The following is a 13,965-nucleotide window of genomic DNA, read 5'->3' as shown; positions in this document are numbered from 1 at the left end:
GACGCGGACGGGGGGAGCAGCCCGTCGGGCCGCTCCCCCCGTCACGTCACCGACGCAGACCGAGTCGCTCGATGAGCGACCGGTAGCGGTTGATGTCCTTCTTCTGCACGTAGTTGAGCAGCCGACGGCGACGGCCGACCAGCAGCAGCAGCCCACGGCGGCTGTGGTGGTCGTGCTTGTGCACCTTCAGGTGCTCGGTGAGCTCGGCGATCCGCTTGGTGAGGACCGCGACCTGCACCTCGGGCGACCCGGTGTCACCCTCGGCGGTCGCGTACTCTTCGCGGATCTTGGCCTTGGCCTGCTGGTCGAGCGCCATGTTCTCCCTGTTCTGGTGGGTTGTCGATACGGTTCGTCGGGCCGGGCTAGGGCACCGGCGACGAACGGCCTACGCGCCCGCGGCGTCGAGCAGGCAGCGAGGCCCCACGTCGGTCAGCCGACGTCCATGCCAGCCTACCAGCACCTGGTCGGGATCGCCCTGACGAGCCCTCAGCCCAGCGCCCGGCGCGTCTGCGCGACGTCCTCGGTGATCTGGGCGACCAACGGTTCGATCGCGTCGTACCGGACCTGCCCGCGCAGGCGGGACACGAAGTCCAGGGCGAGCCGCTCGCCGTAGAGGTCACCGTCGAAGTCCAGCGCGTACGCCTCGACCCGCCGCTCGCGGCCGGAGAAGGTGGGATTGGTGCCGATCGAGACCGCGGCGGCCAGCGGGTGCCGCTGCCCCCGACGGATCATCCGGGCCGCGTAGATGCCGTCCGCCGGGACCGCCGCGTACCGGTGGCAGAGCAGGTTCGCGGTGGGGAAGCCCAGTTCCCGGCCGCGCTGGTCACCCCGGACGACGACCCCCTCCAGCCGGTGCGGGCGTCCCAGCGCGACCGCCGCGGCGGCCACGTCCCCCGCGTCGACGCAGGAGCGGATGTACGTGGACGAGAAGACGGTGCCCGCCTCGGAGATCAGCGGGGCGTCCTCCACGGCGAAGCCGAACGTACGGCCGAGCCGGTCGAGCAGGGCGACGTCCCCGGCCGCCCGGTGCCCGAACCGGAAGTTGTCCCCCACCACCACCAGCGCGGCGTGCAGGTGCGCGACCAGGACGTCGTGCACGAACGCCTCGGCGGGCAGCCGGGAGAACTCGGCGGTGAACGGCACCACGCAGAGCACGTCCACGCCGAGCGACTCGATCAGCTCGGCCTTGCGGGCCGGTTCGGTGAGCACCGCCGGGTGGGAGCCGGGCCGGACCACCTCGGCCGGGTGCGGGTCGAAGGTGACCACCACCGACTGCACGCCCAGCTCGCGGGCCCGGGCGACGGTGTGGCCGATGGTCGCCTGGTGCCCCTTGTGCACGCCGTCGAAGACGCCGATGGTGACGACGGACCGCCCCCACCCGCCGGGCACCGCGTCGAAGCCCCGCCACCGTTGCATGCTGTTCCTCCGCTAGTCCGCCCGCCCGCACCATCCGGGCCGGCACCCGCCGTCAGGCCGGGGCGAGCACGATCTCCGCGCGGGCCCGGCCACCCCGCTCGCTGACGATAGCGATCAACCCGCCGGCCGGATCGAAGACCGCGTACGGCCCGGCCAGCCCGACCGGCTCCAACGGCCCACCGTGGGAGAGCACCTTCGCCTCGTCCGCGTCGGCGTCCCGACGGGGGAAGAACCGGTCGGCGGCGGCCGCGAGCGGCACCCCGACCACCTCGGGCGCACGCTGCTCCAGCTCGTCTAGCGTGGCGGCCTCGGCCAGGGTGAAGCCACCCACCGCGGTCCGCCGCAGCGCGGTCAGGTGCCCACCGACCCCGAGCGCCAGGCCCGCGTCGCGGGCGATGGCCCGGATGTACGTCCCGGTGGAGCAGGACACGTCGACGTCCACGTCGACGACGTCCGGCTGCTCGCGGCGGATCGCCAGCACGTCGAGGCGGGACACGGTGACCCGCCGGGCCGGCAGGTCGACGCTCTCCCCCGACCGCACCCGCTTGTACGCCCGCTGTCCGTCGATCTTGATGGCGCTCACCGCGCTCGGCACCTGGTCGATCTCGCCGGTCAGGTCCGCCAGCGCGGCGTGGATCGCCTCGTCGGTGACGGTGCCGGCGGGCGTGGTGGCGATCACGTCGCCCTCCGCGTCGTCGGTGACCGTGGACTGGCCGAGGCGGACGGTGGCGGTGTAGCTCTTGTCCGCCCCGATCACGTAGGTCAGCAGCCGGGTGGCCCGGTTCACGCCGATCACCAGGACCCCGGTGGCCATCGGGTCGAGCGTGCCGCCGTGCCCGACCCGCCGGGTACGCGCGAATCGGCGGATCCTCGCCACCACGTCGTGCGACGTCATGCCGCCGGGCTTGTCCACCACGATCAGACCGTCAGTGCTCACGACGTGCAAGCCTGCCAGACCGCCCGAGCGAGCCCGACACCGGACGACCGGCCGGAAATCGGCTGTACGCGCCGGTCGCGGCCCTGCCAGGATGGTGCGCCGATGGCGGCGAGGTGCCACCGGCGGATCGCGAGGAGACGAGATGGCCACGAGCGACGGCACCGTCCGCAAGCGAGATCCCGAGCGCCCGGTGAGCCTGCGGACTCCCGACCAGCCGAGCATGTTGCCCGACTGGATGCGCGACCCTCCCCCGCCTCGACGCACCCTGGGGGCCCGGGTCGGCGACCGCCTCGCCGCGCTGCCCGGAGCGCGGTGGCTGCGGGGCCGATGGTGGGCCTGGCAGCGGCGACAACGGCTGTACCAGCGCTTTCCGGTCACCACCAAGATCGTCATGATGGTCGTCGCCTGGACGCTGGCGCTGATCCTGGTGCTGGCGGCCTACGGGATCTTCAGCCTGATCTGAACCGCCGTCACGCGACGGCGTCGGGCGTCCGTGCCTCGTCCCGGACCGCGCCGGTCACCGCCCAGGCACCGCTGCGCAGCCGCAGCACCAGGCCGACCAGCCGGATCACGACGAACAGCATCAGGCCCGCCCAGATCCCGCCGAGGCCGAGGTCGAAGGCGTAGGCGAGCCAGATCGCCGGCAGGAAGCCGCCCAGCGCACCGGCCACGGTCAGATTGCGCAGGTAGCGGATGTCACCGGCACCGATCAGCACCCCGTCCAGGGCGAACACCACACCGGCCAGGGGGAGCATCGCGACGAACCACGGCCACGCCACCATCGCCTGCGCGTGCACGGCGGTGTCCGGGGTGAACAGGGCCGGCACCACGCCGGCACCGGCCGCCACCAGCGCCCCGAACGCGGTGCCGCAGACCGCGCCCAACCAGGCGACCCGACGGGCCAGGGCCCGCGCCACCGCCGCGTCACCACCACCGAGAGCCGCACCGACCAGCGCCTGCGCGGCGATGGCCAACGCGTCGAGCACCAGCGCGGCGAAGAACCAGAGCTGCACGGCGATCTGGTGGGCACCGACCACGGCAGCCCCGAACCTGGCCGCCACGGCGGTGGCCGACAGGAAGCTGACCTGGAACGCCACGCCCCGGACCAGCAGGTCACGGCTGAGCACGAGTTGCTGGCGGATGACCGGGAGGTTCGGGCGCAGCGGCGCCCGCTCGGAGATCAGCGCGCCGACGAACAGCACGCCGCCGATGGTCTGCGCGATCACGTTGGCCACCGCCGAGCCGATCAGCCCCATCCCCACCGGATAGACCAGCACCGGGCAGAGCACCGCGGAGAGCAGGTTCGGACCGACCACGAAGTACAGCGGCCGGCGGGTGTCCTGCACACCCCGCATCCAGCCGTTGCCGGCGGCGGCGAGCAGCAGACCGGGCGCACCGAAGGCGGCGACCCGCAGCCACTGCCCGGCGGCCTCGCCCACCTCGCCGCCGCCCGCGAGGGCACCGGCCAGCGCGCCGCCACCGAACTGCATCGCGACCACGACCAGCAACCCCACGCCGAAGGCCAGCCAGGAGGACTGCACGCCCTCGGCCACCGCGGCGCCCCGGTCACCGGAGCCGAAACGGCGGGCGGCGCGCCCGGTGGTGCCGTAGGCGACCACGGTGCCCAGCCAGGCGGTCAGGGTCATCACGGTGCCGCCGACCGCCACCGCGGCGAGCGGCACGCGGCCCAGGTGGCCGACGACGGCGGTGTCGACGAGGACGTAGATCGGCTCGGCGGCCAGCACCACGAGGGCCGGCAGGGCGAGCGCGGCGAACCGGCGCGGTGAGGCGACACGGCTGGCAACGGAGGTCTGGCTCATCGCCGCCGATCCTGGCACGCGATGTGTAAGGAGAGCAAGCTCCTGCGCCACTTACCCGTCGAGGACGTCCGCCAGGGCGGCGGGAGGACAGGTGATGAGCGGTACGCAGCCGGTGGCACGGGCGGCGTCGGGACCGTCAGGCGATCCGGGGCGGTGACGCCGTACGCGTGGTGCGGCTCGGCGTCACCGCCGGTCGCGTACGGTCACTGACGGGTGTCCATGGAGGTCTGCAGGGCGCGGCGGGCCTGCTCGCGGGCCTCGTCGGTGGTCTCGGGCTTGGGCTTGGCGGGCATGGCGGACCCCTTCCAGGGCGCGCGCCGACTGGCGCGACGGCATCACGGGCGGTGTACGACAGGCACCCGAAACCGGCCCCAGGATCACCGGAGCTATGGACGGGTGGTGTGGTGGCGGCCCGGGTCGGTCGACCCTGGAGGGGAAGCGACGCCGGGTAGGGCTCCGCTCCCGTGACCCGCGCCACAGCAGCACAGGTCTATTCCCAAGTTATCGTTCAGGTCCACATGGTGCGTGCTGTTCCCGCCATCTGGACCGGTCGGATCCCGGTCACCTGGCCAGGAAGTGCCAGCCCACCCACCACCAGAAGCCGAACATCCCGATCCGGCCCACCGGAACCGGACCGACCTCGTAGCGCATCACGTACGCGCACATCTCGCCGAGCGTCGGGATGCGCGAGCCCTCCCGCCGCGCCATCCACTCGACCATCGCGAACAGCGCCAGACCGACCAGGAACCCGCCGATCGCCAGATACCGCATCATCGGCGAACCAACCCCCAGAACGCCGAGAGCCAGACCAGCCACGCGGCGGACCGGACCAGCCTGTCCTCCAGCAACGGGTCGGCCAGCAGCGAGAAGGTGGGGAAGTCGTCACCGGCCGCCGCGACGAACGTGGCCCCCTCGAACACCCCGAACACCACCACCGGCAGCGTCCACCAGACCGCGCCGGAACCCAGGCGCTCGGGTGCCGGACGGGCCTGCACCCGTTTGGTCAGGCCCAGCCAGATCAGCAGCCCGCCGGTGCCGAACACGTAGAGGTTGGCCTCCGTGGAGAACGACGGGAACCGTCCGCCGACCAGCGAGAGGGCCACCAGCACCGGTACGCAGACGACCGGTCTCTCCCACGTACGGGGAGCGTCGATCGTGAGGTCGTGGGGCTGCTCCATCACTCGATTCTCCCCGTCATCTCCCGGCGGCGGTACGGCAACACTCCCCCGAGCCGCCCCTGAAATCACCCCTCGGGGTCGACGTCACGTCCCTGCGCGGGCGCCACCAACTCGGCGCGTACCCGGTCGACCACCTCGTCCACGCTGCCCCGACCGGTGAACCCGGCGGCGAGTCGATGCCCACCACCGCCCAGCGCGACCGCCACCCGGCTCACGTCCACCGCGCCCTTGCTGCGCAGCGACACCGCCCACTCCTGCGGCCCGGTCTGCTTCACCACACAACTCACGTCGGCCTCGGCGGTGCACCGCACCGGATCGATCAGCGCCTCCAGCACGTACGGCCGCTGGTCGTGCCGGGCCAGGTCGTCCTGGGTCGCGTACGTCCAGACCAGGCCATGCCCGGACGCCGCCTCGGGCTCCAGCCGGGCCCGGCCGAGCACCTCGCCGAAGAGGCGCACCGCGCCGAACGGTCGACTGTCGAAGACCCGCCGGGAGATCTCCCCCGGCCGGATGCCGGTGGAGATCAGGCGGGCCGCCATCTCGTGCACCGCCGGCGTGGTCGCGTCGAACCGGAACGAGCCGGTGTCGGTGCTCAGCGCCACGTACAGGCACTCGGCGATGCCGGCGTCCAACGGGACGCCGAGCCGGGCCAGCAGTTCCTCCGCGACCACCGAGGTCGCCGCCGCCGCCGGGTCGACCAGGTTGACGTCACCGAAGCCGACGTTGGAGGCGTGGTGGTCGAGCACCAGTGCGCTGCCCGGACCGGCCAACCGGTCGGCCAGGTCACCGAGGCGCGAGTCGCTGGCCGCGTCGAAACAGATCACCAGGTCCGGCTCCGGGTCGGCCTCGGTCTCGGGGACCAGCAGATCCAGCCCGGGCAGGCCACGGAACGGATCAGGCACCTCCGGCGGCCCGGGGAAGGTCGCCTGCAATTGGCGTACGCCGAGCTGCCGCAGCCCGAGCCCGAAGCCGAGCATGCTGCCCAGCGCGTCGCCGTCCGGGTTCACGTGGCAGATCAGCAGCACCCGGCCGGCGGGCACCACCTGGCGCACCGCCGCCACCGCAGCGGCCCAGTCGGCCTCACTCGGCGCGGACCCGCCCGAGGAGGTCGCCGTCGAGGCTCCGGTGGTCGCCGCGTCCGGGTCGGCGGCACCCGCCGCTCCCCCGGCCGCACCGGGGCGGGCCGGACTCGGCAACGCCGCACCCGGGCCCGACTCGGTCAGCGCACCGCCGGAGGGGGCGGTCACCGCCGATCCCCGCTCCGGGTGTCGTCCGTGTCACCGGTGCCGGTCTCGTTCTCGGCCTCGTCGGGCTCGTCGTCCTCGTCGTCGAGCCGGTACGGCTGGGCCTCACCGGCGTACGCGGCCTTGGCGGCGAGGCGCTGCACCTCCGCGTCGGCCGTCCGGGCCGCCGCGAGCAGGTCGTCGATGTGCTTCACCTGGTCCTGCACGTCGTCCAGGACGAACGTCAGGGTCGGCGAGTGACGCAATCCGAGCGCCTTGCCGACGGTGCTGCGCAGCATGCCCTTCGCGCTGTCGAGCGCGGCGGCGGTACCCGCCTGCGCCGCCGCGTCACCGAGCACGGTGTAGAAGACCGTGGCGTCGCGCAGGTCGGCGGTTATCCGGGCGTCGGTGATAGTGATCATGCCGAGCCGCGGATCCTTGATCTGGCTCCGCACCACCGACGCGACCAGTTCACGCACCCGCTCCGCGTGCCGACGTACCTTGGCCGGATCCGTCATCTCCGCCACCTCCACGGCGTCCCGCTGCCGGCCGGAACCGGCGACGCCGTCACCGGAGCCCGCACCGACCCCAACACTGGAAACCCTACCCGCGCCACGTGCTCCGGCGCGCGGGGCGGCAGGGGGCCGCACCCGCCACCGGTCAGTCGTCCTCGCCGTGCAGCCGGCGGCGTACCGACAGCAACTCGACCTCCGGTCGACCGGCCACCAGGTGCTCGCACGAGTCGAGCACCTCACGGGCGTGCGCCGCCTCCGCGGCCACGACCGCCACTCCTATCTCAGCTCGCCCGTGCAGGTCGAGCGCACCCACCTCGGCGGCCGAGACCTCGAAGCGGCGCAGCGCCGCCACGATCGGCCGTACGTACGATCTCTTCGCCTTCAGCGACCGGGAGTCGCCCGGCAGCAGCAGGTCGAACACTGCGGTTGCGGTGAACATCGCTGCGGACACTACCCGCACCCCACCCCGCATGATCAAGGGGTTTACGCCATTCGGCGTAAACCCCTCGATCAGTGCGTCACTACCGGATCAGGCGCGAACCTTCTCCCGCATCTCGAAGGTCTCGATGATGTCGCCCGGCTGCACGTTGTTGTAACCGGCCAGCGTCAGACCACACTCGAAGCCCTCGCGGACCTCGGTCGCGTCGTCCTTGAAGCGCTTGAGCGAGCTGATCGTGATGTTGTCCGCCACGACCGTGCCGTCGCGCAGCAGGCGCGCCTTCGCGTTGCGTCGGATGATGCCCGACCGGACGATGCAACCGGAGATGTTGCCGATCTTGGACGAGCGGAAGACCTCGCGGATCTCCGCGCTGCCGAGCTCGACCTCCTCGTACTCCGGCTTGAGCAGGCCCTTGAGCGCCGCCTCGATCTCCTCGATGGCCTGGTAGATGACGGTGTAGTACCGGATCTCCACGCCCTCGCGGTCGGCCATCTCGCGGACCTTGTTCGAGGCCCGCACGTTGAAGCCGATGATCGTGACCGGCTCGGACGAGGCGCTCGCGAGCATGACGTTGCTCTCGGTGATCGCGCCGACGCCCCGGTCGAGGACCTTGAGCTGGACCTCCTCGGGGATGTCCAGGTTGAACAGCGCGTCCTCCAGGGCCTCCACGGAACCGGAGACATCGCCCTTGAGGATGAGGTTGAGCGACGTCTTCTCGCCCTCCTTGAGCTGCTCCATGAGCGTCTCGAGGGTGGCCCGGCCACGCGAGTTGGCGAACGCCGCCGCCCGCCGCCGTGCCTGGCGCTGCTCGGCGATCTGCCGCACCGTGCGGTCGTCCGCCGCGGCGAGGAAGGTGTCGCCCGCGCCGGGCACCGCGGTCAGGCCGAGGACCAGGACCGGACGCGCCGGACCGGCCTCGGTGACCTGGTTGCCGTTCTCGTCGAGCATCGCCCGGACCCGGCCGTGCGCCCCACCGGCGACGATCGAGTCGCCCGCCCGCAGGGTGCCCTTCTGCACCAGCACCGTCGCCACCGCACCGCGACCCTTGTCCAGGTGCGCCTCGATGGCCACACCCTGCGCCGGCCCGTCGGTCGGAGCGGTCAGCTCCAGCGACGCGTCGGCGGTGAGCAGCACTGCCTCGAGGAGTTCCTCGATGCCGATGCCGGGCTTCGCGGCCACGTTGACGAACATGGTCTCGCCGCCGTACTCCTCGGCGACCAGGCCGTACTCGGTCAACTGCTGGCGGACCTTGTCCGGGTTCGCCTCCGGCTTGTCGACCTTGTTGACCGCGACCACGATCGGCACGTCCGCCGCCTTGGCGTGGTTGAGCGCCTCGATGGTCTGCGGCATCACGCCGTCGTCGGCCGCCACCACCAGGATCACGATGTCGGTGACCTGGGCACCACGGGCACGCATGGCGGTGAACGCCTCGTGACCCGGGGTGTCGATGAAGGTGACCGCCCGGTCCTCGCCCTCGTGCGGGACGTGGACCTGGTAGGCGCCGATGTGCTGGGTGATGCCACCGGCCTCGCCGGCCACCACGTTCGCCTTGCGGATCGCGTCGAGCAGCTTGGTCTTACCGTGGTCGACGTGACCCATGACGGTCACCACCGGCGCACGGCTGACCAGGCGGTCCTCCGCGACCTCGGCGTCGAGGTCGATGTTGAACTGCGCGAGCAGCTCGCGGTCCTCGTCCTCCGGGCTGACGATCTGCACGGTGAAGCCGAGGTGCTCACCCAGCAGCAGCAGGGTGTCGTCGGAGCACGACTGGGTCGCGGTGACCATCTCGCCCAGGTTGAACATCTCCTGGACCAGCGAACCCGGGTTGGCGTTGATCTTGTCGGCGAAGTCCGACAGCGAGGCGCCACGGGAGAGCCGGACCACCTGCCCCTGACCCCGGGGAGCACCCGAGCTCATGGTCGGGGCCGACAGGTTGTCGAACTCCTGTCTGCGCTGCTTCTTGGACTTGCGACCACGGGTCGGCTTGCCACCCGGACGGCCGAAGGCACCGGCGGCACCGCCGCCACGGCCACGGCCACCGCCACCCGGACGACCGCCGCCACCGGCCGGTCCGCCCGGCCGGAAGCCGCCACCGGCACCGGCACCGCCGCCACCACCGGGACCGCCACGGTAGCCACCGCCACCGCCGCCACCACCGGGACCGCCACGGTAGCCACCGCCACCGCCGCCACCACCGGGGCCGCCACGGTAGCCACCGCCACCGCCGCCACCCGGACGACCGGCACCGCCGCCGCCACCGGGGCGACCGGCACCCGGGCCACCCGGACGACCGGGACGCTGACTCGGCATGGACGCCGGGCTGGGCCGCGGCGGCATCGAGGCGGGACTCGGCCGCGGCGGCATCGAGGCCGGGCTGGGCCGGGGACCACCGGCACCGGCGGCCGGCGGCCGCTGCTGCTGGCTGCCCTGGATACCGAAGGGGTTGTTACCGGCGCCACGCGCCGGCGGGCGACCCTGCCGGCCACCCGGGCCGGGGTTCGGGCCACCGGGACGACCCGCGGCCGGGGAACCCGGGCGGGGCGGCATGGTGCCGGGACCGGGCCGCGGGCCCGGACCTGGACGGGCGCCACCGTCTGCCGGAGGCTCCCGGCGGACGTTGTCACGCTGCTGCTGGCGGGCGGCCTGTGCGGCCTTGACCGCGGCCTCCTGCTCGGCCTTCAGCGCGGCGGCGCGCGCCTCGGCGGCGGCCACCTCGATGTCGTGGGCACTCGCCGGCTTGGCGACCGGGGTCACCGCCGGCGGAGGGCCGGGAACCGGGGCCTTCGGCTTCGGTCCGGGCATCGCCGGACGCCGCGGCGGCATCGGCTTGGCGGTGACGCGGGGCTCGCCGGGGGTCGCCGGCGGGGTGGGCGCTGCCGCCGGAGCCGGTGCGGCCGACGGCGCAGCCGCCGGGGCACCAGAGCCGCCGGAGGCGACGAAGGCGTTACGCAGCCGTCGGGCGACGGGCGCCTCGACCGTGCTCGACGCGGACTTGACGAACTCGCCCATTTCTTTCAGCTTGGCGAGAACGGTCTTACTCTCGACCCCGAGCTCTTTCGCAAGCTCGTGTACGCGGGCCTTGCCTGCCACTGCACTCCTCACTCCGAGGTCGTGCGGGCAGCACCCGCAGCGACCTCACTCGTGCACTTGAAGCCTGGTCATTTCTGGGACTTCATCGTGTGCTCATGTCGGTCGTCCTACCTTGCTAGCGGCCACACCCGGTCGGACGACCGGACGTGGTGGTTGACGCGTCAGGTACTCCGCGAGGGTGCCGTCATCCGGAACCCCGGCGAGGCGCAGCGCGCGCCCGAAGGCGCGACGCCGCACTGCCTGCGCGAAGCAGGCCGGATCTGGGTGCATGTTCGCTCCCCGACCCGGCAGTCTGCGGGCCGGATCGGGTCGAAGGCTGAACCCAGCCTCGTCACCGACCGCGACGATCCGCAGTAGTTCACTGGCCGGTGCCCGCCGTCGGCAGCCCACACAGGTGCGCTCCGGCAGCGCGCGTCGTGCCACTGGAAGAAGTCTACCCCTAGCTTCCCGAGACCGCTCCGCCTGGCTCCCGGACGGGGTCGGCTCCGGGCCGCCCACTGGAGCCAGTCTGTTCCGCGTCGGACCGGATGTCGATCCGCCAACCGGTCAGTCGGGCAGCAAGCCGGGCATTCTGCCCCTCCCGCCCGATCGCCAGGGAGAGCTGGAAGTCCGGCACGGTCACCCGGGCCGCGCGGGCACCCAGGTCCACCACCTCGACCCGCAGCGCCTTCGCCGGCGACAACGCGTTGCCGACGAAGGTCGCCGGGTCGTCGGACCAGTCGATGATGTCGATCTTCTCGCCGTGCAGCTCGCTCATCACCGCCCGGACCCGCTGCCCCATCGGGCCGATACAGGCGCCCTTGGCGTTGACCCCGGGAGTGGTGGAGCGGACCGCGATCTTCGTCCGGTGACCGGCCTCACGCGCGATCGCGCCGATCTCGACCGTGCCGTCGGCGATCTCCGGAACCTCCAGGGCGAAGAGCTTCTTCACCAGGTTCGGGTGGGTACGCGAGAGCGTGATCTGCGGGCCGCGCATCCCCTTGGCCACGTGCACCACCACGCACCGGATCCGCTCGCCGTGGGTGTACCGCTCGCCGGGCACCTGCTCGGACTGGGGCAGCACCCCCTCCAGCTTGCCCAGGTCGACCGTGACGATGCCCTTCTCGGCCCGGGCCTCGTGCGCCTGCACCACCCCGGTCACCAGGTCACCGTCGCGGCCCGCGTACTCGCCGAAGTGCACCTCGTCGGTGGCCTCCCGCAACCGCTGGAGGATGACCTGCTTGGCGGTCATGGCGGCGATCCGCCCGAAGTCGTGCGGAGTGTCGTCCCACTCCCGGTCGACGGTGCCCTCGTCGCCCAGTTCCTGGGCGTAGACCAGGGCCACGCCGGTCTTGCGGTCGATCTCCACCCGGGCGTGCGACTGCGCACCCTCGGTGTGCCGGTACGCGGTCAGCAGCGCGGTCTCGATCGCCGCCAGGATCGTGTCGAACGGGATCTCCCGCTCGCGCTCGAGTGCGCGCAGCGCCGCGAGGTCGATGTTCACCTCTCCTCGTCCTCCACATCGTCATCGTCATCGTCGTCGAGGTCTTCTGATTCGGCCAGGTCGTCGAGGCGGCTGAACTCGACCTGCACCCGGCCCGGCCCCAGGTCGGCGTACGCCCACCCGGCGCTTTCGGTGTCGGTCTCCAGCACCACGCGCTCGTCGTCGGCCTCGACCACCCGCCCGGTGACCTGCCGGTCGCCGGCCGGTCGGCCGTCGGTCGTCCCGCCGCGCACGGTCACCCGGACAAGCCGGCCCACGTTGCGCCGCCAGTGCCGGGGCAGGGTCAGCGGGCGGTCCACCCCCGGCGAGCTGACCTCCAGTTGGTACTCCCCGGCGACGATGTCGCCGCCGGTCTCCTCGGCCGCGTCCAGCGCTGCCGAGACCGCCCGCGACACGTCGGCGACCGCGTCCAGGTTGATGCCGCCGTCGGCGTCGACGATCACGCGTACCACGTGTCGTCGTCCGGCCCGGGAGACGGCCAGGTCCTCCAGGTCGTAGCCGGCCTCGGCGACGACCGGTGCGATCACCGCGCGCAGCCGCTCACGGCGGGCGGCCAGGTCACCCCGGCCCCCCTGCGCAGCAGTGCGCGGCGCGGGACCACCTCGCGGAGCCTGACCGCCACGGGGTCGCCCCGTCGTTCTGGTGGCACGGCCACGCTGCGTCATCTGTTGGACCTTCCACTGCTCGTCGGCCGCCATGCCGGCACGCCACCGGTGCGGGCGCGCCGGTGGTTGCGCAGAGCGTAACGCGCCCGGCGAAGGAGAGCCCGGGCGGCGCACCGGCGCCACCGCGCCACACGGCCCACGGCGATGGTGTTGACTTGTCCGGTGGTGATGGGCATGACGAGTCGGCCGGACGGGTCCGCCGAGCTGTCCCGGCGCAGGGTCCTGCGGGCCGGTGCGCTGCTGGCGCTGGGTGGGTCCGCCGTGCCGCTGAGCGGTTGCGGTCTCTTCGGCGGGGACGAGCAGCCACCGGAGCCGGACCCGCTGGCCCCGCTGGTCGACGAGTCGTTGGGTCTCGCCGCGGGGCTGCGCGCCGCCGCCACCGCCCACCCCGACCTGGCCGCCCGGCTCGTCCCGCTCGCCGAGTCGCACGAGGCGCACGCGGCCGAACTGGCCCGGCTGACCGGTGCCGCGACATCGTCCGGCCCGGCCGTTCCGAGCGGGGCGACCTGGTCCTCCCCCGCCGTCCGGCCGGGTGAGCCGGCCGCCACGCTGGCCGCGTTGCGCCAGGCCGAGCGGACCGGCCGGGAGTCGGCCAAGGCCGCCTGCGCCGCCGCGCCGGCCGACCGCGCCGCGGTGCTGGGCTCCGTCGCCGCCGCCCGCGCCAGCCACCTGGAGGCGCTGCGATGAACGGGCGGTTCACCGGGCGCGGTGCGCCGGCCGGGCCGGGCGAGGCGCTCGCCGGGGCGTTGACCGCCGAGTACGCCGCCATCTGGGCCTACGGCCCGATCGGTGTACGCCTGACCGGCGACGATCGGAAGGCCGCCGCCGACGCGGAGGCGGCCCACCGGGGCCGGCGGGACGCGCTGGTGATGCAGATCAGCACCGGTGGCGGAACGGTGCCGCCGGACCGGGCCGGTTACGCCCTGCCGTTCCCGGTGACCGACCGGGCCAGCGCGCTGCGGCTCGCGATCGAGGTGGAGGAGCGGACGGCGGCGTTCTGGCGGGCGGCACTGCCGGTCAGCACCGGCGCCGAGCGGGAGCGGGCCCTGGCCGCCCTGGTCGACTACGCGGTCCGGGCGACACGGTGGCGGCGCAGCGCCGGCACCACCCCGCTGACCGTGCCGTTCCCGGGTCGCCCCGCTTGAGGGACGCCACCCCGGTCGATGGGTAGGCAGCGTCACGGTCCGCACCGGTTGCGG

General features: G+C 73.2%; 16 protein-coding genes. 3 read left to right on the top strand and 13 right to left on the bottom strand.

From position 1 onward, the window contains the following. Positions 1-46 precede the first annotated feature (46 nt). The 3 genes from rpsO to truB all read right to left on the bottom strand — a co-directional run bounded on the left by rpsO (position 47) and on the right by truB (position 2,353). Entirely contained in the window at positions 47-316 is a 270-nt protein-coding gene (gene rpsO, locus ACFYTT_RS12605) for a 30S ribosomal protein S15 (RefSeq protein ID WP_117226670.1), read from the bottom strand. A 170-nt stretch (positions 317-486) separates the two neighbouring features. Continuing rightward, positions 487-1,416, bottom strand: a complete 930-nt coding sequence (locus ACFYTT_RS12600; protein ID WP_131055606.1) for a bifunctional riboflavin kinase/FAD synthetase — start codon at positions 1,414-1,416, stop codon at positions 487-489. 52 nt (positions 1,417-1,468) lie between these two features. Continuing rightward, entirely contained in the window at positions 1,469-2,353 is an 885-nt protein-coding gene (gene truB / locus ACFYTT_RS12595) for a tRNA pseudouridine(55) synthase TruB (protein WP_387258982.1), read from the bottom strand. A 142-nt stretch (positions 2,354-2,495) separates the two neighbouring features. Between truB and ACFYTT_RS12590 the strand changes: the two genes are divergently transcribed. Further along, on the top strand, positions 2,496-2,816 hold the full coding sequence (locus ACFYTT_RS12590) for a hypothetical protein (RefSeq protein ID WP_387258980.1): 321 nt from the start codon (positions 2,496-2,498) through the stop codon (positions 2,814-2,816). Between the two features lie 7 nt (positions 2,817-2,823). On the opposite strand, the gene ACFYTT_RS12585 is transcribed toward ACFYTT_RS12590, so the two are convergent. The 10 genes from ACFYTT_RS12585 to rimP form a co-directional block, all read right to left on the bottom strand. Beyond that, complete coding sequence (locus ACFYTT_RS12585; RefSeq protein ID WP_357213185.1) at positions 2,824-4,173, bottom strand: MATE family efflux transporter; 1,350 nt, start codon at positions 4,171-4,173, stop codon at positions 2,824-2,826. A gap of 561 nt (positions 4,174-4,734) precedes the next feature. Continuing rightward, on the bottom strand, positions 4,735-4,944 hold the full coding sequence (locus tag ACFYTT_RS12580) for a DUF6186 family protein (protein ID WP_176095694.1): 210 nt from the start codon (positions 4,942-4,944) through the stop codon (positions 4,735-4,737). Further along, positions 4,944-5,351, bottom strand: a complete 408-nt coding sequence (locus tag ACFYTT_RS12575) for a hypothetical protein (RefSeq protein WP_131055785.1) — start codon at positions 5,349-5,351, stop codon at positions 4,944-4,946. The genes ACFYTT_RS12580 and ACFYTT_RS12575 overlap by 1 nt, the downstream gene beginning before the upstream one ends. A gap of 65 nt (positions 5,352-5,416) precedes the next feature. Further along, a complete protein-coding gene (locus ACFYTT_RS12570) occupies positions 5,417-6,412 on the bottom strand; it encodes a bifunctional oligoribonuclease/PAP phosphatase NrnA (protein WP_387259740.1) in 996 nt (331 codons plus the stop codon). A 182-nt stretch (positions 6,413-6,594) separates the two neighbouring features. Next, a complete protein-coding gene (gene rbfA / locus ACFYTT_RS12565) occupies positions 6,595-7,092 on the bottom strand; it encodes a 30S ribosome-binding factor RbfA (RefSeq protein ID WP_131055783.1) in 498 nt (165 codons plus the stop codon). A 142-nt stretch (positions 7,093-7,234) separates the two neighbouring features. Then, positions 7,235-7,528 (bottom strand): DUF503 domain-containing protein, encoded by a 294-nt coding sequence (locus ACFYTT_RS12560; protein ID WP_131055781.1) that lies wholly within the window; start codon positions 7,526-7,528, stop codon positions 7,235-7,237. Positions 7,529-7,618: 90 nt separating this feature from the next. Then, positions 7,619-10,618, bottom strand: a complete 3,000-nt coding sequence (gene infB / locus ACFYTT_RS12555) for a translation initiation factor IF-2 (protein WP_176093003.1) — start codon at positions 10,616-10,618, stop codon at positions 7,619-7,621. Between the two features lie 93 nt (positions 10,619-10,711). Then, positions 10,712-11,008 (bottom strand): YlxR family protein, encoded by a 297-nt coding sequence (locus tag ACFYTT_RS12550; protein ID WP_387259737.1) that lies wholly within the window; start codon positions 11,006-11,008, stop codon positions 10,712-10,714. 49 nt (positions 11,009-11,057) lie between these two features. Continuing rightward, positions 11,058-12,101, bottom strand: coding sequence for a transcription termination factor NusA (nusA, locus tag ACFYTT_RS12545; RefSeq protein WP_131057434.1), 1,044 nt, complete (start codon positions 12,099-12,101; stop codon positions 11,058-11,060). Further along, the gene (rimP, locus tag ACFYTT_RS12540) at positions 12,098-12,766 is read right to left on the bottom strand and encodes a ribosome maturation factor RimP (RefSeq protein WP_176093002.1); all 669 of its coding nucleotides are present in this window, start codon (positions 12,764-12,766) and stop codon (positions 12,098-12,100) included. The genes nusA and rimP overlap by 4 nt, the downstream gene beginning before the upstream one ends. A 174-nt stretch (positions 12,767-12,940) precedes the next feature. On the opposite strand from rimP, the gene ACFYTT_RS12535 reads away from it, so the two are divergent. Then, the gene (locus ACFYTT_RS12535) at positions 12,941-13,453 is read left to right on the top strand and encodes a hypothetical protein (RefSeq protein ID WP_176093001.1); all 513 of its coding nucleotides are present in this window, start codon (positions 12,941-12,943) and stop codon (positions 13,451-13,453) included. Next, positions 13,450-13,911 carry a ferritin-like domain-containing protein gene (locus ACFYTT_RS12530; RefSeq protein ID WP_357213175.1) on the top strand — a complete coding sequence of 154 codons (462 nt, stop codon included), beginning with the start codon at positions 13,450-13,452 and terminating at the stop codon, positions 13,909-13,911. Before ACFYTT_RS12535 ends, ACFYTT_RS12530 begins: the two co-directional genes overlap by 4 nt. The last annotated feature ends 54 nt before the right edge of the window (positions 13,912-13,965 follow it).

This window comes from Micromonospora sp. NPDC003816 (assembly GCF_042874705.1).
In the GTDB taxonomy this organism is placed as follows: domain Bacteria; phylum Actinomycetota; class Actinomycetes; order Mycobacteriales; family Micromonosporaceae; genus Micromonospora.
Note: the sequence above shows the minus strand (reverse complement) of the source record. Positions and strands in the feature narration are given on the sequence as shown.

Coding starts and splice junctions, on each gene's coding strand:
- rpsO (WP_117226670.1), bottom strand. CDS start 316: ATGGCGCTCGACCAGCAGGCCAAGGCCAAGATCCGCGAAGAGTACGCG.
- ACFYTT_RS12600 (WP_131055606.1), bottom strand. CDS start 1,416: ATGCAACGGTGGCGGGGCTTCGACGCGGTGCCCGGCGGGTGGGGGCGG.
- ACFYTT_RS12590 (WP_387258980.1), top strand. CDS start 2,496: ATGGCCACGAGCGACGGCACCGTCCGCAAGCGAGATCCCGAGCGCCCG.
- ACFYTT_RS12585 (WP_357213185.1), bottom strand. CDS start 4,173: ATGAGCCAGACCTCCGTTGCCAGCCGTGTCGCCTCACCGCGCCGGTTC.
- ACFYTT_RS12580 (WP_176095694.1), bottom strand. CDS start 4,944: ATGCGGTATCTGGCGATCGGCGGGTTCCTGGTCGGTCTGGCGCTGTTC.
- ACFYTT_RS12575 (WP_131055785.1), bottom strand. CDS start 5,351: ATGGAGCAGCCCCACGACCTCACGATCGACGCTCCCCGTACGTGGGAG.
- rbfA (WP_131055783.1), bottom strand. CDS start 7,092: ATGACGGATCCGGCCAAGGTACGTCGGCACGCGGAGCGGGTGCGTGAA.
- ACFYTT_RS12560 (WP_131055781.1), bottom strand. CDS start 7,528: ATGTTCACCGCAACCGCAGTGTTCGACCTGCTGCTGCCGGGCGACTCC.
- rimP (WP_176093002.1), bottom strand. CDS start 12,766: ATGACGCAGCGTGGCCGTGCCACCAGAACGACGGGGCGACCCCGTGGC.
- ACFYTT_RS12535 (WP_176093001.1), top strand. CDS start 12,941: ATGACGAGTCGGCCGGACGGGTCCGCCGAGCTGTCCCGGCGCAGGGTC.
- ACFYTT_RS12530 (WP_357213175.1), top strand. CDS start 13,450: ATGAACGGGCGGTTCACCGGGCGCGGTGCGCCGGCCGGGCCGGGCGAG.